18 protein-coding genes and 1 pseudogene are annotated in these 19,179 nt (G+C 71.7%); 9 read left to right on the forward strand and 10 right to left on the reverse strand.

The window, feature by feature from the left end; genetic code table 11:
• Positions 1-106: 106 nt before the first annotated feature.
• The 4 genes from ACIQ7D_RS06530 to ACIQ7D_RS06545 all read right to left on the reverse strand — a co-directional run bounded on the left by ACIQ7D_RS06530 (position 107) and on the right by ACIQ7D_RS06545 (position 3,394).
• Positions 107-1,552 carry a PTS ascorbate transporter subunit IIC gene (locus ACIQ7D_RS06530; protein WP_403934221.1) on the reverse strand — a complete coding sequence of 482 codons (1,446 nt, stop codon included), beginning with the start codon at positions 1,550-1,552 and terminating at the stop codon, positions 107-109.
• 308 nt (positions 1,553-1,860) lie between these two features.
• Complete coding sequence (locus ACIQ7D_RS06535; RefSeq protein WP_384922659.1) at positions 1,861-2,145, reverse strand: PTS sugar transporter subunit IIB; 285 nt, start codon at positions 2,143-2,145, stop codon at positions 1,861-1,863.
• Positions 2,142-2,639, reverse strand: coding sequence for a PTS sugar transporter subunit IIA (locus ACIQ7D_RS06540; protein WP_384922662.1), 498 nt, complete (start codon positions 2,637-2,639; stop codon positions 2,142-2,144). The genes ACIQ7D_RS06535 and ACIQ7D_RS06540 overlap by 4 nt, the downstream gene beginning before the upstream one ends.
• A 26-nt stretch (positions 2,640-2,665) precedes the next feature.
• Positions 2,666-3,394 carry a GntR family transcriptional regulator gene (locus ACIQ7D_RS06545; RefSeq protein ID WP_403934224.1) on the reverse strand — a complete coding sequence of 243 codons (729 nt, stop codon included), beginning with the start codon at positions 3,392-3,394 and terminating at the stop codon, positions 2,666-2,668.
• A gap of 213 nt (positions 3,395-3,607) precedes the next feature.
• Between ACIQ7D_RS06545 and ACIQ7D_RS06550 the strand changes: the two genes are divergently transcribed.
• The 4 genes and pseudogenes from ACIQ7D_RS06550 to ACIQ7D_RS06565 all read left to right on the forward strand — a co-directional run.
• Positions 3,608-5,800 carry a transketolase family protein gene (locus ACIQ7D_RS06550; protein WP_403934226.1) on the forward strand — a complete coding sequence of 731 codons (2,193 nt, stop codon included), beginning with the start codon at positions 3,608-3,610 and terminating at the stop codon, positions 5,798-5,800.
• Entirely contained in the window at positions 5,797-6,465 is a 669-nt protein-coding gene (locus ACIQ7D_RS06555) for an HAD family hydrolase (protein ID WP_403934228.1), read from the forward strand. Before ACIQ7D_RS06550 ends, ACIQ7D_RS06555 begins: the two co-directional genes overlap by 4 nt.
• Positions 6,466-6,599: 134 nt before the next feature.
• A complete protein-coding gene (locus tag ACIQ7D_RS06560; protein ID WP_403934230.1) occupies positions 6,600-7,508 on the forward strand; it encodes a hypothetical protein in 909 nt (302 codons plus the stop codon).
• 179 nt (positions 7,509-7,687) lie between these two features.
• Positions 7,688-7,942: pseudogene (locus tag ACIQ7D_RS06565) on the forward strand (tetratricopeptide repeat protein); the annotation flags it as partial.
• 544 nt (positions 7,943-8,486) lie between these two features.
• Here the strand turns inward: ACIQ7D_RS06565 and ACIQ7D_RS06570 are convergent.
• Positions 8,487-9,767, reverse strand: coding sequence for a hypothetical protein (locus ACIQ7D_RS06570; RefSeq protein WP_403935028.1), 1,281 nt, complete (start codon positions 9,765-9,767; stop codon positions 8,487-8,489).
• Positions 9,768-9,985: 218 nt separating this feature from the next.
• On the opposite strand from ACIQ7D_RS06570, the gene ACIQ7D_RS06575 reads away from it, so the two are divergent.
• The 3 genes from ACIQ7D_RS06575 (at position 9,986) to ACIQ7D_RS06585 (ending at position 13,452) form a co-directional block, all read left to right on the forward strand.
• Positions 9,986-11,053: a PucR family transcriptional regulator gene (locus ACIQ7D_RS06575; protein WP_403934232.1), complete on the forward strand. Its 1,068-nt coding sequence runs from the start codon at positions 9,986-9,988 to the stop codon at positions 11,051-11,053.
• A gap of 206 nt (positions 11,054-11,259) precedes the next feature.
• Complete coding sequence (locus ACIQ7D_RS06580; protein WP_403934234.1) at positions 11,260-11,775, forward strand: hypothetical protein; 516 nt, start codon at positions 11,260-11,262, stop codon at positions 11,773-11,775.
• Between the two features lie 186 nt (positions 11,776-11,961).
• Positions 11,962-13,452 (forward strand): flotillin family protein, encoded by a 1,491-nt coding sequence (locus ACIQ7D_RS06585; RefSeq protein ID WP_403934236.1) that lies wholly within the window; start codon positions 11,962-11,964, stop codon positions 13,450-13,452.
• A 252-nt stretch (positions 13,453-13,704) separates the two neighbouring features.
• Here the strand turns inward: ACIQ7D_RS06585 and ACIQ7D_RS06590 are convergent, their stop codons facing one another.
• Complete coding sequence (locus tag ACIQ7D_RS06590) at positions 13,705-13,878, reverse strand: CsbD family protein (protein ID WP_403934238.1); 174 nt, start codon at positions 13,876-13,878, stop codon at positions 13,705-13,707.
• 193 nt (positions 13,879-14,071) lie between these two features.
• Between ACIQ7D_RS06590 and ACIQ7D_RS06595 the strand changes: the two genes are divergently transcribed.
• Positions 14,072-14,785, forward strand: coding sequence for a hypothetical protein (locus tag ACIQ7D_RS06595; RefSeq protein ID WP_403934240.1), 714 nt, complete (start codon positions 14,072-14,074; stop codon positions 14,783-14,785).
• Between the two features lie 59 nt (positions 14,786-14,844).
• Here ACIQ7D_RS06595 and ACIQ7D_RS06600 read toward each other — a convergent pair whose 3' ends face one another.
• Complete coding sequence (locus ACIQ7D_RS06600) at positions 14,845-15,705, reverse strand: helix-turn-helix domain-containing protein (RefSeq protein WP_403934242.1); 861 nt, start codon at positions 15,703-15,705, stop codon at positions 14,845-14,847.
• Between the two features lie 89 nt (positions 15,706-15,794).
• A complete protein-coding gene (locus ACIQ7D_RS06605; protein ID WP_403934244.1) occupies positions 15,795-16,616 on the reverse strand; it encodes a class I SAM-dependent methyltransferase in 822 nt (273 codons plus the stop codon).
• 309 nt (positions 16,617-16,925) lie between these two features.
• Between ACIQ7D_RS06605 and ACIQ7D_RS06610 the strand changes: the two genes are divergently transcribed.
• The gene (locus ACIQ7D_RS06610; RefSeq protein ID WP_403934246.1) at positions 16,926-17,801 is read left to right on the forward strand and encodes a glycosyltransferase family 2 protein; all 876 of its coding nucleotides are present in this window, start codon (positions 16,926-16,928) and stop codon (positions 17,799-17,801) included.
• Between the two features lie 83 nt (positions 17,802-17,884).
• Here ACIQ7D_RS06610 and ACIQ7D_RS06615 read toward each other — a convergent pair whose 3' ends face one another.
• Positions 17,885-18,469: a hypothetical protein gene (locus ACIQ7D_RS06615; RefSeq protein ID WP_403934248.1), complete on the reverse strand. Its 585-nt coding sequence runs from the start codon at positions 18,467-18,469 to the stop codon at positions 17,885-17,887.
• 198 nt (positions 18,470-18,667) lie between these two features.
• Positions 18,668-19,084 carry an SRPBCC family protein gene (locus ACIQ7D_RS06620; RefSeq protein WP_403934250.1) on the reverse strand — a complete coding sequence of 139 codons (417 nt, stop codon included), beginning with the start codon at positions 19,082-19,084 and terminating at the stop codon, positions 18,668-18,670.
• Positions 19,085-19,179 lie beyond the last annotated feature (95 nt).

The following is a 19,179-nucleotide window of genomic DNA, read 5'->3' on the forward strand; positions in this document are numbered from 1 at the left end:
GCTAGACGAGCGGCACCCGGCCCTGACAAGCGGGGTCCGCCCCTCCCCTGAACCGGGGAGGGGCGGACACAGGACGGTCACCGGACGGACACACCGGCAGTCGGCGTCAACGCGCGGGCTGCTGCGCCGCTTCCGCCGTGCCGGCCCCCGTACCCGAACCCGTACCGTCGTCCGAGTCGGTGTCGGCGGCGGCCTCCGCGGCCTTCGCGGCTTCCCGGCGGCCGGCCAGCGCGCTGCCGACGAAGACCGCCACCAGCGAGGCGAGGATCAGTACGATCACCGCGGCGTGGCCCCACCGTACGGCGCTGCCGAGCAGGAAGCCGGAGACGCCGAAGTCCGCGTCGGAGAAGGTGGAGTTGGCCAGGCCGACATCGCCCAGGAAGGGCAGGACGAGCAGCGGCAGGAAGGTGATCATCAGGCCGTTGGTCATGGCGCCGAGCACCGCGCCGCGCCGGCCGCCGGTCGCGTTGCCGATGACGCCGGAGGCGGCGCCCGTCATGAAGTGCGCGACGATGCCGGGGATGATGATCGTCCCACCGACCGCGACCAGCACGCCCATGCCGATCAGACCGCCGACAAAGCTGGCGAGGAAGCCGATCAGCACGGCGTTCGGGGCGAAGGTGAAGACGATCGGGACGTCGAGCGCGGGCTTGGCGTTGGGGACCAGCTTCTCGGAGATGCCCTTGAACGCGGGGATGATCTCGGCGAGTACGACCCGGACACCGGCCAGGATGATGAAGACACCGGCGGAGAACTTCCCGGCCTGCATGACCGCCCAGAGCAGGTACCACTGGCCGCCGCTCAGCTTGTCCTCGACGTACCCGGCACCGGCGATCAGCGTCACGAGCAGGTAGATGACGCCCATCGACACCGCGATGACCACGGTGGTGTCGCGGAGGAAGCCGAGGTTCTTGGGGATCTTCAGGTCCTCGGTGGACTTCTTGGTGTCACCGAGGAGCTTGCCGACCAGACCGCTGGTGGCGATGCCGAAGTTACCGGTGTGGCCGAGCGAGACGTTGTCCTGCTTGGTCACCCGTCGCATCCACGGCTGCACCAGCGCGGGCGAGAGGGTGGTGACGAGCCCCTGGGCGATCGCGCCCCAGAGCACGGCCTGCCAGGCGCTGAAGCCGTTGGCGATGAGGATCACGGCGATCATCGCGGAGAGGTAGAGCGCGACATGGCCGGACATGTAGATGAACTTGAAGCGGGTGAAGCGCGCCAGCAGGACGTTGACGACCATGCCGAAGAAGAAGATCAGCGCGGCCTGCGAGCCGTAGTCGGTGAGGACCTTGCCGACGATCGCCTCGTTGTTCGGTACGACGCCCTGGACACCGAAGGCGTGCTGGAACATGTCGCCGAACGGGGTGAGGGCGTCCGAAACGACCCCGGCGCCCGCCGCCAGCACCAGGAATCCTACGAATGCCTTGATCGTGCCCTTGAGCGTGTCGGAGAGGGACTTGCGCTGGAGCACGAGCCCCAGCAGAGCGATCAGCCCGATGATGACGGATGGCTCACGGAAGATGTCGAGCAGGGTGTTCAGAACGCTGTTCATGGCGGAAACGCCTCTCCACGGGCACGGCGGAGCCGAGGTCGGTGTGGTGGGTCACTGTGATCGCTGCGGTGGTCCACCAGGGGGGTGGCTCACAACGGGGCAGGACGTCGGCGGTGGGTCTCCGCCGCACCGGACGCATGGCGCATGGCGTGTCGCGCATGGCGCATGGTCCGGTCGAGGACGTTCCTGGGACGGGTGGTGCGGTACGGACGGGAATCCCGTGGCCCGAGGGCCCACGGGAGCCCCTACGGAAGCTGCCCTACGGGAGCTGTGTACGAAAGCTGCCTACGGACGGTACGGACGGGCGGTCAGAGCAGTCCGTGCCGCCCTGCCGCGGACTTGACCGCGTCGCGCAGCTCGTCCTTGTCGATGATGCTGTTGAGCACCACGACATCACCGAGCCCCTGCGCGGCGTCCTCCAGGTCCTTGGCGACGAAGAACACATCGGCGCTCTCGGGACCGGCCGAGCTGATGTCGGTGTGTTCCACCGTGACATCCGGGAGTTGCAGCTCCCGCACGATGTCCTCGATGTTCATCCGCACCATGAAACTGCTGCCGAGCCCGGTGCTGCACATGGCCAGGAACTTCGTCATTTCGAAGCACGCTCCTCGAATCGAGTGATCAGCTTGGTGACATCGGCCGCGGAACGCGCGTCGCGCAGCGCTTCGCGGGTCTCCGTGTCCGACAGGATCCGGGCCAGTGACGCCATGGCCCGGCTGTGCGCGGCGGTGTCGGCCGCCGCGAAGCAGAAGTAGAGGTCGACCGCGTGCTCCGGCAGGTCAAGCAGCGGGGCGGGCCGCTCGGTGAGCCGCAGCATCGAGATCGCGGTCCGCACGGCACCGGCCTCGGGCCGGGCGTGGGCCAGCGCGATCCCGTACCCGAGGTTGATGTACGTGCCGCCCGCGGCGATCGAGTCGATCATGGCGTCGACATAGCCGGGGGTGATGTCACCGGCGGTGAGAAGGGGTTCCGCGACCTGGGTGACGGCCTGGCGCCAGTCCAGGACCTCACTGGAGAAACGTATCTTCTCCTCGGTCAGCAGTTCGCTGAGCATGTGCAGCACACTCCGTACGTTTGACTCGGCCACCCGGCGCCGTCCCGGCGCCGGGACGCTCACTCGGCGTCGGCGATGATGTCGAAGGACAGCTCGGCCGTCTCCGGCAGGAACTTCGACGTCCCGTGGATCACGGGTTTCCTGTTGAGGTCGAAGACCCGTGAGGTCGCGAGCAGCAGGGGCGACCCCTCCTCGACCTCCAGCAGCTCCGCCTCGCGCCGGTCGCACGTGTGCAGCCCGACGACGATCTCGTTGCGCGCGAGCAGCACGTCGTGGTGCGCCCTCAGGTGGGCGTAGAGCGAGGTGGTGGTGAAGTCCGCGGTCAGGACGTCCGCGAACCGTTCCTCCTCCACGTACGACTCCGCGAGGTGGTGCACCACACCGTTCACCCGGCGCAGCCGCTCCAACCGTACGACCGAGGCGGCCGGGCTGATGTCCAGCGCGGCGCCGAGCCGCGCGCCGGCCCGGGCCCGTTTCTGGACGAGCACCTCGGAGGTGACCGTGTGGCCCTGCCTGCTCATCTGGGTGAAGAAGCCGGTGACCTCGCTGACGAACCGTTCGCGATGCTTCAGCGCGTACCGCGGCCGGGTGACGAAGGTGCCCCGGCCGTGCTCACGGATGAGGTGTCCGTCGTTGACCAGTTCCTCGACCGCGCGGCGCAGTGTGATGCGGCTCACCGCGTACTCCTCGCAGAGCGCGGCCTCCGGAGGAAGTTGACCGCCCACGGGGAGACCGCTCACCCTGCGCAGCAGGTGATCCCGCACCTGTGCGTACTTGTGCTCGGCCATCCATGGTCTCCTCATCGAGTCCCTAGTGTCGTCAAGACGTCATAATGACCAGAACCCCAGAAGACGTCAATAGGCAATTTTCCCGTTACGCCCTGGACGCCCACAGCGACCTTGATCAGCTCTGATCAGCCGCGATCGATTCAGGAGCGCGTCACCGGGGGTGGGTTACGTTGTTCAAAGTCATCATGACGACATGACCTCCAAGGAGCTGCCGTGACCGCCCCCTCCCCCTCCGCGCCCTCCCCCGCCTCCTCCGTCCCCGCCCCCTCCGTCTTCGGCGCGGCGGACCGCCGGGCCGTGGCGGTGGCGCGCGCCCTCGCCATGGACGCCGTGGAGGCCGCCGGTTCCGGCCACCCCGGCACCGCGCTCGCCCTCGCACCCGTCGCGCATCTGCTCTTCCAGCGGCACATACGCCATGACCCGGCGGACGCCGCGTGGGAGGGCCGGGACCGGTTCGTCCTGTCCTGCGGACACGCGAGCATCCTTCAGTACACGCAGCTCCATCTCACCGGCTACGGACTGGAGTTGGCCGACCTCAAGCGCTTCCGGCAGCTCGGCTCGCTGACCCCGGGCCACCCCGAACTCGGCCACACCACCGGGGTCGAGACGACGACAGGTCCGCTCGGGCAGGGCGTGGCCACCGCCGTGGGCATGGCGATGGCGCTCAAGCGCGACGAGCACCGGCTGACCGGCACGGACCTGGCGGGGGGCCCGGCGGGGGGCCCGGTCTCGGCCGACGAGATCCCGGACCGGAGGGTCTGGGTGCTCTGCTCCGACGGCGACCTCCAGGAGGGCATCTCGTACGAGGCGGGCGCGCTCGCCGGACGCCACCACCTGGACAACCTCGTGGTCGTCTGGGACGACAACAGCATCCAGATCGAGGGCTCCACCGATCTGACGACCCGTGAGGACACGGCCGCGCGCTTCGCGGCGCAGGGCTGGTTCGTCCAGCGCGTGGGGCTCGGCGCGGACGGCGACATCGACACCGACGCCCTCGACGCCGCGCTCACCGCAGCCTCCACCGGCGGGGCGCACGGCGGCCGGCCCAGCCTCATCGTGCTGGCGTCGCAGATCGCGTGGCCCGCGCCGCACGCCACCAACACCCCCGCCTCGCACGGCGCCCCGCTCGGCGCCGCCGAAGTCGCGGCCACGAAGGCGCTGTTGGGCGTGGCGGGGGAGCCGTTCACCGTACCGGCGGAGGTCCTGGAACACACCAGGGGCGCCCTCGCGCGGGGCGCGGCGCTGCACCGCGCCTGGGACAAGGCGCTGGAACAGTGGGCCCTGGCCCACCCCGAACGCGCCGCCGCCCGCGCCCACGCGATCCGCCCTCTCGACCCGGCCGCCACCGCCGCCGCGCTGCCCGCCTTCACCCCCGGCACCGCGATCGCCCCGCGCGACGCGTCGGGCACGGTCATCCAGGCGCTGGCGGAGCGCTTCCCCCGGCTCTGGGGCGGCAGCGCCGACCTCGGCGACTCGAACCGTACGACGATCAAGTCCGGCGGCTCCTTCCTCCCGGCGAACGAGCGTGGCCAGGACGGGACTTCAGGGGCCTCAGGGACCTCAGGGACCTCCGGGCTCCCCGGGGCCTCCGGGCTCGCCGGGCGCAACATCCACTGGGGTGTACGGGAGCACGCGATGGCCGCCGCGCTGAACGGCATCGCCCTCGTCGGATACGACACCGTCTACGCCGGGACCTTCCTGGTCTTCTCGGACTACGAACGCCCCTCGCTGCGCCTCGCCTCCCTCATGCGGCTGCCGGTCGTCCACGTCTGGTCGCACGACTCCGTGGCGCTCGGCGCCGACGGCCCCACCCACCAGCCGGTCGAACACCTCGCGGCGCTGCGCGCCATGCCCGGCCTCTCCGTGGTCCGCCCGGCCGACGCCACCGAGACCGCCGCCGCCTGGCACGCCGCCCTCGGCCGCCGGGGCCCGGTCGGTCTCGTCCTGGCCCGCCAGGCGCTGCCGGTGCTGGGCACGGAACCTGCGGCGGTACGGGAGGGCGTCGCGCGCGGTGCGTATGTGGTGGCCGACGCGCCCGGCACTCCGGACGTCCTGCTGCTGGCGAGCGGCAGCGAGGTCGCGCTCGCGCTGGCGGCACGGGAGGAGCTGGCCGGCCGGGGGATCGGGGCCCGGGTGGTCTCCGTACCGTGCAAGGACTGGTTCACCGAACAGGACGCCGCGTACCGCGACACGGTCCTGCCGCCGGCCGTACGCGCCCGCGTGGTGGTCGAGGCGGCCACGGTCTTCGGCTGGCACGACCTGATCGGGGACGCCGGACGGGCCGTCACCATCGAGGGGTTCGGCACCTCGGCGTCCGCGTCGGACGCGATGAAGGCGCTGGGCATGACGCGGGACGCGGTCGTCGCGGCGGCCGTCGCCTCGCTCGACGCGGCGGGCTCCCGTTGATCCCCGCGCGGGACATCGGCCTGGTCGTCTTCGACTGCGACGGCGTCCTGGTCGACACCGAGCGCATCGGTCCCGCCGTCGTCGCCGAACTGGCCACGGAGGCGGGGTGGCCGCTCACCCCCGACGAGGTGCGCGACCGCTTCCTGGGCCGCCCCGAGCCGTACCTCTACGAACAGGTACGGGCCCACGCCCGCACTCCCCTGGGCCCGGAGTGGCTGGAGCTCTACCGCACGCGTGTCCGCGAGGCCTTCACGGCCCGCCCGTTCACCATGCCCGGTGTACGGGAGCTGCTGGACGCGCTCGACGCCCGGCGGCTCCCGTACTGCGTCGCGTCAAGCGGCGGCCACGACCGTATCGAGCACTCGCTCACGGTCACGGGCCTGTGGAATCGTTTCGCCGGCCGCGTCTTCAGCGCCGACGACGTCCCCCACGGCAAGCCCGCGCCGGACCTCTTCCTCCACGCGGCCCACACCCTGGCCGTCCCCCCGGCCGACTGCCTGGTCATCGAGGACAGCCCGGCCGGCGTCACCGCGGCCCTGGCAGCCGGAATGCCGGTCATCGGCTACACCGGAGGCCCCACCCCGCGCGAGGCTCTGGCCCATGCGAGCCATGGGGTGGTGGACGACCTTCTGGTCCTCGTGGAGGAGGGACCGAAGGGCCTGTAGGCCTGCCGGGCCGGCGTCCCGGCAGGCATGGGCGTCAAAGTGGATCATGATCGGGCGCCTGTAGGCAGTGACGGCCGCGGCGGCCGTCACTGTGCCGGTCTTTCCGGCGGATATCACGGTGGGCCGACGGTCAGTTGTATGCCGACCTGCGCGGCCACTCGGTGGGCGACCCGGTGCGGCCCGGCGAGATCCTGGGGCACTTCCTGCGGGCGCTCGGCGCCCGGTCGGTCCCCACCGACCTGGCGGAGCTGGCCTCGCTCTGGCGCTCACGCTCCGCCGGGCTGCGCATCGCCGTGGTGCTCGACAACGCGCTCACCGCCGCCCAGGTGAGACCACTGCTCACCGGCGGTCCCGGCACCCTCGTCGTGGTGACCAGCCGCCGCCGGCTGACCGGACTGCGGCTCGACGGGGCCCGGTTCCATCCGCTGGGGGTGCTCGGGGCCTCGGCGGGCGTCGAGTTGCTGTCGCAGAGCATCGGCGCCGAGCGGGTCGCCGACGAACTGCCCTCCGCCCAGCAGGTGGTGGCGCTCTGCGCCGGACTGCCTCTCGCCCTCTGCCTCGCCTCCGCGCGGCTGGCGTCGAGACCCAGACAGCCGCTGAGGACACTCGCCCGCGCACTGGCCCAGGAGGCCGGCCGACTGGCCGCGATCGACGCGGCAGGGGAAGGGGAAACCACCGTGCGCAAGGCTCTGGACGTGTCGTACGCGGTGTTGTCCACCGAGTCCGCGTTCCTCTACCGGCGCCTGGGGGTGCTGCCCGTACGTACCTTCGACGCGTGGACGGCCGCCGCGGTCTGCGCCGAGTCGCTGGAGTGGGCGGAGCGGCGGCTGGACGAACTGATCGAGGCCAATCTGGTCGAGGACATCGGCCCGGACACCTGCCGCTTCCACGACCTGGTCCGGATCCACGCCCGCGACCGCGCGGTCGCGGAGACCAGTTCACTTTACGGAGCGCCTACGACCCGCCCCTGGAACCGGGGCCGCTGCCGCTGCCGTACGCCGACGACATCGGGGCGCTCGGCTGGCTGGACGCCCAGCGGATGAATCTGATGGCCGCCGTACGGGCCTCGGCGGAGCGCGGCTGGTACGCGATGTCCTGGCAACTGGTCGATGCCCTGTGGCCGCTTTTCCTCCGTTTACGCCACTACGACCTGTGGATCGAGGCCCATGAGATCGGCCGGGACGCCGCCCTGCGCGCCGGCGACAAGGACGGCGAACGGCAGATGCTCAACTCGGGTGCCATCGGCCTGAGCGCCGCCGGACGGACCGAGGACGCGGCCGCCTGGTACACGGCCTCCCTCGGCGCCGCGCGGGAGGCGGGCGACGTACGGGACGAGGGGCAGGCCCTCCTGGGCCTCGGCTCCTGCCACCGCGAGGCGGGACGCCCGGCCGAGGCGGCACCGTACCTGCGTCGCGCCATCGAGGTCTGGGAGGGGTGCGGCTATCCGCGCGGCGCGGCGCTGGCGCGGATCGTGCTCGGTGAACTCGCCCTCGCGGACGGCGACCACACGGGCGCTCTCGCCCTCTTCGGCCGCGCGCGGGTCGGTCTGCTCGCCGTGCGCGACCCGCATGACGCGGCCCGCGCCCTCGCGTTCCTGGGCCGCGGCCGCGTACGGCGGGAGTTCGTGCCGCAGCGCGGGAGGACGGCGCACCCGTCGCCGTCCTGCTCCCCGGCCGCCACCCAGCCCCCGCCGGGGAGCGGCGCCGCGACCAGCCGGGCGCCGGGGTGGGCGGCCCGGGTCTCCGCGAGCCATCGCAGCGCGCCGCTGAGCGGCCGCGCCCGGCCCGTCTGGAGCACATCGGCGCACTCCAGCCGGCGCGGATCCCGGCAGGCCTCGGCGTCGACGGCCAGATGCTCGTCGAGCGGCGGGGCGCACCGCCCCTCCGAAGCGCACACCGGGGCGATACGGGCGACGAGCGCCCGGCCGGGCAGGGCCAGCACCGTACCGTCCACGGGCCGCCGAGGCCCCGTACCGCCCGGGTCGGCCCAGTCGACGGCGACGAAGTGCGCGACGAAGCCCCTCACGCCGACACCTCCCGCCGCCCCGGTCCCGACCCAGACCCCGACCCCGCTCGCGCTCCCGTTCCCGTGCGCCAGGTGTCCGGAAGGCTGGGGTCCGGCAGCGGGACCGTCACCGGCTCGTGCGCCGGCTGCCCGAGGCCCAGGACCCGGTACATCAGGCGCCGCATGTTCCGGTTGAAGCGGCCGGGCTCCGAGGTGATGCGGGCGGAGATCGCCGCGTGTTCGTCCCGCCGGTACTCGGCCGCCGCGTAGTCGAGCTGGTCGGCGAGCGGATGGGCCGGGGAGAGCGCGGGGGCGGTGACCGCGAGCGCGGCGGCCGGGGATTCCGGGTTGATCTCCGGCTCGGGCGAGGAGGCCAGCAGCACCGGGGCTCCCGTGAGCGTCGCGTACAGCGTCACGGATCCGTGGTCCCCTATGACATGATCTGCGGCGATCAGTACACTGCGCCAGTCCGCCTCGGGCGGCACCAGCCCGATCCCGCGCTGGACGCACCGTGCCAGCCATGCCCTGACCTGCCACGGCCCGTGTCCCGACCAGACGTTGGGGTGCACGAGGAGGGCCGTACGGTAGCGCGCGGCCGGCAGTTCCCCGACCAGCCGCGGCAGCAGCGTCTCGAACCCGCCGAACGCCGAACCGGGCCCCCACGTCGAGACGACGACCACCAGCTTCTGCTTCTTGCCGATACCGAGCGCACGGCGGTAGGCGGCCCGCAGCGGCAGGCTCGCCGTGATCCTGTCGTGCACGGGGTCGCCGACGACATGGGCGACCGGCAGCGCCTCCGGGCAGTGCCGGTGGAGTTCGCGCAGATCGTCGCGGTGCGGTACGACGACGGCGGCGGGCATCACCCCGCCCGGGACCAGATCGCGCCGGCGCAGCCCGGCCACGCCCGCGTCCGGGCCACCGGTCAGCCGCTTCAGGTAGTTGGCGCCGTGCGGCAGCGTGATCAGCGGGCCGCGCACCTGCTCGACACCGCGCGGCCCCGCCGTGAGGGCGAGGTCGAACGTCGTCCGCGTGGCCTCGTCCCACGGCAGCAGCGGGCTCCCGAGCCGCCCGAGGAACTGCGGCACCTCGCCGCCGAAGGCGTGCGGCGGCGCCGTGAACACCACCTGTACGCGGAAGTCCGACTCCAGCAGCGCCAGGACGTCGAGCAGGCGCTTGGCGTACGTGACGGTGTGCGCCACGGCGAGGACCTTCTTGCGCTCCACCAGGGTCAGCCACTGGCGGTTCTCCACCGGCACCGGCTCGACGAGCGTCGGCTCGACAGGCGCCGGCACCGCCATCGGCGCCGATGTGACGGACGTACCCAACACAGACATGATCCCCCCGTAGTACGTGTGAGTGTGTGACGGAGTGTGCTCGTGCTCCCCTGTGTGCGTGTGCATCCCATTCGTGCCCCGTCCCGCGGACGGAAGCCTTGACGGACCCTTGAGGAATCCTTGCTAGAAAGGCGGGGGCCGGTTCCGCGGTCCCTCAAGTCGTCGACAGGCCGGGAGCAGGCGTGACAGGGCACGGGATACCCGACGAGTACATGGAGGGGTACGCCCGCATCCTCGTGGCCGTCGCCGCCACCGGGCGCAGGCTCACCCGGGAGGAGTTGCTGGCCCGGCGTGAGGTGGGGGAACAGGCGGCCGAGGCCGGGTTCGCCCTGCGGGCGCTCGTCGGGGCGCATCTGTCGGCGGCGCGGGCGCACTGGCCCGCCGGCGGGGCCGACAACGGCGCGGCGGACCAAGTGCTCGCCGCCGTCGAGCAGGCCGTGGACGCGTTCGCCGAGGGGTACGAGCGGGCGCAGCGGCTCGCCGTACGCCAGGAGGCCGCCGCGCGCCGGGAGTTCATCGACGACCTGCTGTACGGGCGCAGCGATCTGGGGCGGCTGGCGGAGCGCGCCGAGCGGTTCGGGCTGCGCCTGTCGTACGAGCACGCCGTGGCGGTCGCGGAGGGATGGGTGGCCTACGACGAGGAGGACGCCGTACCGCGCTCCGTGGAGCAGGCGCTGATCGGGCGGTTCGGGGACCGCAGTGTGCTGCTCACGACCAAGGCGGGGCGGCTGGTGTGCATCGCGCCCGGCGACCAGGCCGAGGTGCTGACGTACTTCGCCAAGCAGGCGTTCGCGGCGACGGACGGCGGGCGGGTCGGGGTCGGCCGGCCGCAGCCGGGGGTGGGCGGGGTGGTGCAGTCGTACGAGGAGGCGCTGAGCGTGCTCGATCTCGCGGAACGGCTCGATCTGGACGGCCCGGTGCTGCGCGCCGCGGATCTGCTGGTCTATCCGGTCCTGACGCGTGACCGGCAGGCCATGACGGACCTGGTGCTCAACACGCTCGGCCCGCTGGAGGCGGCGCGCGGCGGGGCCGGCCCGCTGCTCAATACGCTCTCCGTCTACTTCGACGCGGGGTGTGTGGCGGCGGAGGCGGCGCGGCGGCTGTCGCTGAGCGTACGGGCGCTGACGTACCGCCTGGAGCGGATCCACCGGCTCACCGGTGCCGATCCGGGCGATCCGATGCACCGTTATGCCTTGCAGACGGCCGTGATCGGGGCCAGGCTCATGGACTGGCCGGCCAAGACCTTCTGAGACCTTCCGGGAACCGAACGGTGATCCGCCCGGGACCTTCGTGGTTTCCTTACGGCCACCGACAGGGCACCGGAGGGGCCACGGCACGGCTACCGGCATTAAGAACGCGTTAAGACTGCCGGAAAACGGCAATGTCGAGTTCCGGTCAAACATGCGACGATGGGGCCCTGGCCGAGGACATCGCGCCAGTGGGGGAGGTTGCTCCGATGACCTTGTTTCTCGGTATCGGCATCGCGGGGATCGTGCTGCTCGTCCTGTCACTGATCTTCGACGGGGTGCTCGAAGGGCTCTTCGACGGGGTCGGGGTCCTGGACGGGCTCTTCGACGGTCTGCTCTCGCTGCCCGTGATCGCCGGGTTCGTCTCGATGCTCGGTTTCGGTGGCGCGCTCGTCCTCGGCACCACTCAACTCGGTACCGGCCCGGCCGTCGCTGTGGGGGCGGCGGCCGGTGTCGGTGCCGGCTGGCTGACCTGGAAGTTCAGCAGGGCGCTGATGCGCGACCAGACGTCCGTCACACCGCGCGGCGAGGACCTCGTGGGGTCGTCGGGCACGGTGGTCACGGCGATTCCGGCCACCGGGTACGGCGAGGTGCTGCTGCGGCTCGGCGGGCAGCCGGTGAAGTTCTCCGCCAAGTGCGCGGAGCCGGTGGCGTACGGCACGGAGGTCTGGGTGGAGGCAACGCTCTCGGCGAGTTCCGTCTCCGTACGCCCGGTCCAACGCTGACCGGTCGCGGGCCGGCACCGCACCCCGGGCCGACGCCGCACGCCGGTCCGACTCCGGCCGCCGGGGCCGGCCGGGCGCCTCGTCGGCACACTCCCCACGCCCAGTACATCGCGCGGCACATACCGCATCGGCGCCGTGCGAACCGTTCCGATCTGCCGTCCCCCGGGAGGCAAGGGAGAGAGCCCCATGAGTCCAGTCGTCATCGCCGTGCTGGGGATCGTCGTACTCGTCGTTCTGCTGGCACTGGTCGTCATCACGCGCTACAAGGTCGCGGGCCCCAGCGAGGCGTTCATCGTCACCGGCCGGCGCGGCAAGAAGTCGACCGATCCCGACACAGGCCGGATCTCCATCGACAACAGCGGCCAGAAGGTCGTGGTGGGCGGCGGCGTCTTCGTCGTCCCGTTCGTCCAGCAGAAGTTCACCCTGGACCTGTCCAGCCGCCACATCCCGATCGCCGTACGCGGCGCGGTCACCCTGCGCGGTGTGAAGGCCAACCTCGAAGGCGTCGCCATCGTCAAGGTCGGCGGTACGGAGGACTCCATCCGGGCCGCGGCCCAGCGCTTCCTCCAGCAGCAGGGCGGCATTGTCGGCTTCACCCAGGAAGTCCTCTCGGGTGCGCTGCGCTCCATCGTCGGCCGGATGTCGGTCGAGGACATCATCCGTGACCGCGCGGCCTTCGCCGGCCAGGTCGCGGAGGAGGCGGAGGCCAGCCTCTCCGGGCAGGGCCTGGTGCTGGACGCCTTCCAGATCCAGGACATCACGACCGAGGGCTCGTACCTGGAGGACCTGGGCCGCCCCGAGGCCGCCCGCGCCAAGCAGGAGGCCGACATCGCGGAGGCCGTCTCGCGGCGCGCCGCCGAACAGGCGCGGCTGAAGGCCGAGGAAGAGATCGCGATCGCCCAGCGGACCTTCCAGCTCAAGCAGGCCGAGATCAAGGCCGAGACGGACGAGGCCGTGGCGCGGGCCGCGGCGGCGGGCCCGCTCGCCCAGGCGGCGCGCGAGCAGGACGTGCTGATGGAGCAGGAGAAGGTCGCCGAGCGGCAGGCCGCGCTGACCGACCGCGAACTGGACACGAAGGTCCGTAAGCCCGCCGACGCCGCGCGCTACCAGGCCGAGCAGGAGGCCGAGGCCCGCCGTATCGCCCTGGTCAAGCAGGCGGAGGCGGACGCCGAGCGCTCCCGTCTCACCGGTGAGGGCGAGAAGGCGCACCGCGCCGCGCTCGCCGCCGCCGTACGGATCGAGGGTGAGTCGGAGGCCGCCGCGATCGCCGCCAAGGGGTCGGCCGAGGCGGAGGCCATGCACAAGAAGGCGGACGCGTTCGCGCGGTACGGCGACGCGGCGGTCCTCCAGATGCTCGTCGAAGTCCTGCCGTCGGTGGTGGCCAAGGCGTCCGAGCCGCTGAGCGCGGTGGACAAGATGACGGTCATCTCCACGGACGGCGCGGGCCAGCTCGCCCGTACGGTCGCGGACAACGTCGCCCAGGGCGTCGAACTCCTCAGCTCCACCACGGGCGTCGACCTCGCGGAGCTGCTGAAGGGCATGGCGGCGGGGAAGTCCCTGACGACGACCCCGACCCCGGCCCCGGCGGCGACCGGGTCCGGCACGGCCACGGCGGCGAAGCCCGAGGCAGGGGCCAACGGGGCGGCGCAGGGCGGCCGTATCGAGGTCACGGACTGACGTTCCGCCCTCCCGCGAGGGGTGAGGGACGGACGAACGCAGGGAGGAGGGGCCCGGTCGGCGCACAGCCGACCGGGCCCCTCCTCCCTTTCTCACGGTGCGCCGGGGGCCGGGTGGTGAGAGGGCCGGGGGGCCGGGGCCCGACAGGGCGATGGCCCGGCCGTACAGGTCACCGAAGTGCCGTACGGCCGGGCCACCGCCCGAGGACTCTGCACACACGACCGCCTCTGCCGAAGGGGCCGGGCCGCGCGCTCATCGCTTGAACGCGTCCTTGGTCTTCTCGCCCGCCTGGCGCATGTCGCCCTTGGCGCGCTCGGCCCTGCCCTCGGCGGTCAGCCGCTCGTTGCCGACCGCTCGACCGACGGTTTCCTTGATCGCGCCCTTGACCTGGTCGGTCTTCGCGGAGGTCTTCTTGTCGGCGGTCATGTCGCGCTCCCTACCGTGTCGAAATCGCTGACGCCAGCCCGTCTGCCCGAGAGCCCGGGGGACAAACCCCCTCTCTTTCACGATCATCCGTTCGTGCCCCGCGCCAACCTCTCGTGACCGAACGCGTTTACGGCCCCGGATCTCGGTAACACTCTGTAGCGAAAGCACGGCGGCTCTGCGAAAGGCGGCACCCATGTCTGTGATCACCCTCGCCGTCCTGGTGGTACCGGTGGCGATCATCACCGCGCTGCTGCTCGCCCGCCCGGTCTCGGACCGGACGGGCGGCGAGGGCGGCCTCCGGCAGGATTTACGGCGCCGCTTCGGCCCCGAGTTCGACCGGGTGACCGCCCGCCACCACGGCGACCCGAAGGCCGCCGAGCGGGAACTGGCGGCGCGGCTGCGGCACTTCCGCGGTCTGCGCCTCAAGGAACTGTCGGAGCCTGAGCGCGCGCGGTACAGGGCGCGGTGGGCCGGCCTCCAGGAGCAGTTCGTGGACTGCCCCGGCGCGGTCGCGGCGCAGGCGAACGTCCTGCTGAACCAGCTCGCGATCGACCGTGGTTACCCCGCCGAGTCCCGTGCCCGCCAGTTCGAGGCGCTGTCCGTGCACCACCCGGAAGAGGTGGAAGGCGCGCGGCTGCTGGACGCCGCGGCCCGCCAGGCCGGTACGGGCACGGGCACGAGTACGGGCACGGACGCGAGTACGGGCACGGACGCGAGCCCGGGCACGGACGCGAGCCCGGGCACGGACGCGAGCCCGGGGACGGCCTCCGATCCCGGGGACGCCGAGACGATACGGCACGCCATGATCGCGGGCCGCGCTCTCTTCGACATACTCATCGCGCCCCCGGCGCGCATATCCCCGTCGCCGTCCCCGTCTTCGCGGGCCGCGCACCGTACGTCGCTCTGACGTCCGACCGCCCTCCGCGCTGTCCGCGCTGAACGGCTCCTCGGGCCGGTCCCGCCGGCTCACAGCTCCCGGCGGAAGTCGGCGAGGATCCGCATGGTCCGCTGCGCCGACCCGGCGTGCGCGGCCATACGGTCCATCGCCTCCTTGTGCTCCGACACCTCGCGGCGGCCGTCGAGGTAGAGGGCGCCCGTCAGATACTCGACGTACACCATGTCGGGCATCTCGGGGACGGCGAAGCGGAAGACGACGAAGGGGCTGTACGTGCCGGGGTGGTGCCCGGCGGCGAACTCGGCCAGCTGGAGCGTCACGTTGGGCCGCTCGGCCGCCTCCAGCAGCCGATCGATCTGCGCCCGCATCGCGGCGGGCGTCCCGACGCGGCGCCGTAGCACCGTCTCGTCCAGGATCGCCCAGAAGGCGGGCGCGCCGGGTTTGGTCAGCAGCGTCTGTCTCTCCATACGGAGCGCGACATGACGGTCGATCCGGTCCGGATCGCTCCGCCCGACCTCGCCTTTGGTCAGGATCGTCCGGGCGTACTCCTCGGTCTGGAGCAGGCCCGGCACGAAGTGCGGTTCGTAGCACCGGATGGTCCTGGCGGCCTCTTCGAGGCTGACATGGCCGCCGAACCAGTCGGGCAGTACGTCGTGGAAGCGCTGCCACCAGCCCGGCCGGTTGGCCTCCTCGGCGAGGTGGAGGAAGGTCTCCACCTCACTGTCGGACACGCCGTACGCCGTGAGCAGGATCTGTACGTACGGGATCTTGAGCCCGACCTCGGCCATCTCCATCCGGCGGATGGTGGCGGGCGTGACACGCAGCAGTCCGGCGGCCTGGTACCGGCCGAGGCCGGCTCTCTCACGGAGCGCCTGGAGCTGCTTGCTGAGGACGAGTTGTCCGATCGTCGGGGCAGACCGCGGCTCGCTCATGCCCCACCCCCCAGCTCCGACATGCGGGCAGTGTGCCACAGGGAAGTGATCGTGGACACAGGCACGGCGGATATGACCGCGGTCTGTGTTCAGCCCGTGGAAACCGTGGATTTCCCGGGGAATTCGGGTCCCTTGTGGGCGGTGATCAACTCGTGGAGGTACGTCTTGGTGATGTGCCCGCCGTACCGGCCGTCGATCAGACCGCGGAGGTCGGACAGCAGCCACCCGCGCGCGACGGGCTCCAGGGCGCGGTGCCCCGAGTAGGTCAGCAGCACATCGAGGTAGGCGTCGGCGGAGTACGTGATCTCCCGCGTCCAGCGGGCCACGGAAACCGGCCCGAACAGCTCGGAACCGGCCAGTTCCGCGGTGTCGGTCGCGACCAGCGCCGAGCGGCGCAGCCGCAGGCCGGGCGGGGTCGCCGGATCCCGGCGGTCGTAGCACTTCTGGGCGTCCGCGAAGAAGTCGTCATCGCTCCGGGTGGTCTCCGAGGCCACATGGTGCGTGGTGACCAGCGCCAGCAGCCCGCCGTCGCGCAGCGCGTCCGCCGCCCTGGCCAGCCGTACGGCGGGGTCGAGCCAGTGGAAGGCGGTCGCGACGACCATCAGGTCGTACGGTTCCGGAGGCGGCGCCCAGGTCTCGAAGGGCGCGACCACGACCTCGGCGGCCGGGAACGGCTTCAGGTTGCGCGACGCCACCGCCGCGAGGGACGAACCCAGCTCCACGGCGGTGATCGAGCAGCCGTACCGGGCCAGCGGTACGGTCAACTGCCCAGTGCCGGGGCCCACTTCCAGGACCCGCCGACCGGGCCCGAGGCGCGCCCGCGCGGCCAGCTCCTCGACCAGCGGGACCGGGTAGGCGGGCCGCGCCCGGTCGTACCGTCCGGCGTCCTCGTCGAATGTGTCCCGTAGCACAGCGCCTCGTCCCCTTCACGCGCGCTCGCTCTCCCTGCCTCCCAAGTCTCGCGGTCGCGCGCTCCCCAGGTCACGCCATTTCCCGGCGCCCGCCGGTACGACACCACCCGTTCCGGTGCGGCGAAGGTGAACCTTCGGGGTCCGCGGGAATATCTTCGGGTGTCCGGAGGATGGAGAGCGCCGGTTAGCATCGACGGACTGCCTTTCCGTCTTGACTGCCTTGCCGTCTTGACTGCCTTTCCGCTTTGTCCGTCTTTCGCTGTTCTCCGCTGTCTTCCGCGGCCCTTCGAGTGCTGGAGTGATCTGGACGTGTCCCGACCGCGTGTGGGTGTGGCCGTGCTGACCATGGGAACCCGGCCCGTCGAGCTGCGGGCTCTGCTGGATTCCGTGGCCAAGCAGCGGGAGGCCGCCACCCGGATCGTCGTCGTCGGCAACGGCTCCCCGCTGCCGGAGCTGCCCGAGGGCGTCATCGGGGTCGAGCTGCCGGAGAACCTCGGCGTCTCCGGCGGGCGCAATGTCGCCATGGAGAAGCTCCGCGAGGCCGGTGACGTGGACATCCTCGTCGACCTGGACGACGACGGGCTGCTCGTCGAGGCCGATGTGTTCACCCGTATCGCCGATCTGTACGAGGCGCGTCCCCGGCTCGGCATCGTGAGCTTCCGGATCGCGGACGAGACCGGCTACACCGCGCGGCGGCACATCCCCCGGCTGCGCGCGAAGGACCCGATGCGCGGCGGCGAGGTGACCACCTTCCTCGGCGGCGGGCACGCGCTGTCCATGGCGATGCTGGCGGAGACCGGCGGCTGGCCGGACGCGTTCTTCTTCACCCACGAGGAGACCGACCTCGCGTGGCGCGCACTGGACTCGGGCTGGTCGATCCTCTACGAGCCGGAACTGGTCCTCCAGCATCCGCGTACCTCCCCCGCCCGGCACGCCGAGTACTACCGGATGACCGCCCGCAACCGCGTCTGGCTGGCACGCCGCCATCTCCCCGCCGTCCTCGTCCCGCTCTACCTCGGTACGTGGATCCTGCTCACGGTGGCGCGTACCCGGTCGATGAGCGGACTGCGCGCCTGGTTCGGCGGATTCTCCGAGGGGCTGCGCACGGCGTGCGGGCCGCGCCGGCCGATCCGGTGGCGGACGGTACGGCGTATGACGGCGCTGGGCCGCCCGCCGGTGATCTGAGGCGCGGGGGGCGCGGGGGGCGTGCGGGGCGTGGGCGGGCCCCGGAGACGCCCTCCCGCGTCAACGGCGTACCGCCGAACGGCTCACTTCTGCTCGACGGGCGGGCAGGTCCCGGTCTTGTCGCCGATGGTGTTGATCTCGGCGTTGGACCGCGGGTCCCCTGTGTAGTCGAGCTGGTCCGTGCAGCTCTCCCCGTCGTTCTTCTGGGTACCCGACGCGGCGCCGCCCTGATCCGATTGCGGGCAGGTGCCGGTGTCCTCACCGATCGAGTTGATCTCCGCGTTGGACCGCGAGTCCCCCGCGTAGTCGAACTGATCGGTGCACTTCATGCCGCCCTTCTTCGACGTACCCGCGGCGGCGCCGTCCTGCTCCGGCGCAGGGCAGTTGCCGGTGTCCTCACCGATCGAGTTGATCTCGGCGTTCGACCGCGAGTCCCCCGCGTAATTGAGCTGATCGGTGCACTTCACGCCGTCCTTCTTCGGCGTACCGGACGCCGCGCCGCCGGTGGAGCCGTCCGGCGACCCGGTGGAGTCCTTGCCGCTGTCCGACGACGCGGTGCTCGAAACCGAGGTGCCGGAGTCCGAACCGCCGGAGGGGTCGCAGGCGGTGAGCGACAGGCCGACGGCCACAGCGGCCAGGGTGAGCACCGAGATCTTCCGAACGCGCATGACTTCCTCCGAATATGCCCGTGCTCCTGATGAGCGGGCGTCCTGCCCTTCCAGACACCGGCGCCCGCCGTTCCCGTTGCGCACCGAGGGGCGTTAAGACACGCCTGTGACAAGGGAGGCGTCCAGTTGTGAAGTACGAGCAGGTTTGCGAAGGTTACGTTCCGGTTAGCGCAGGCCCATGTGGCCCGTACCGACCGCTCAGAAGTCCCGGGCGGACTCCAGCAGCTCCTTGAGCCTGGTCAGGTCGGCAACGACCATGTTGGCGTCCCGCTCGAACTCGGCGTCGCCCATCCCCGGCTGCCGACGGAGAGTGAACACCACTTCGCATCCGGCACCGTCGACGATCACACGGACCGGGTTGTGGACGGTCTCCCCGGAGGGCAGCGTGACGTCGTGGTCGAGCACACCCAGCTCGTTACGGGGCACGAAGGCCACCACGACCCGCCCCATGGGGGATTGCGCGACCCACTGGTCCCCGGCCCTCTCGATGGAGCTTCCCAGCCCCCGGGCCCACGCGGGCAGGTTGGCCGGGTCCGAGGCGTAGGCGTAGACCTCGTCGACGGTGCGGTCGATGTGGACGCCGAGGTGGCGTGATTCCCTACCGGTGCTGATCATGGCGGCGATGGTAGTGGGCCACCGTCACCGTCCTCTTGAACGAATCGGACACGCGCGATCCGCCGGGCCGGACGACCCGCGGGAGCGCCGCCCGG

This window comes from Streptomyces sp. NPDC096310 (assembly GCF_044763125.1).
GTDB lineage: Bacteria > Actinomycetota > Actinomycetes > Streptomycetales > Streptomycetaceae > Streptomyces.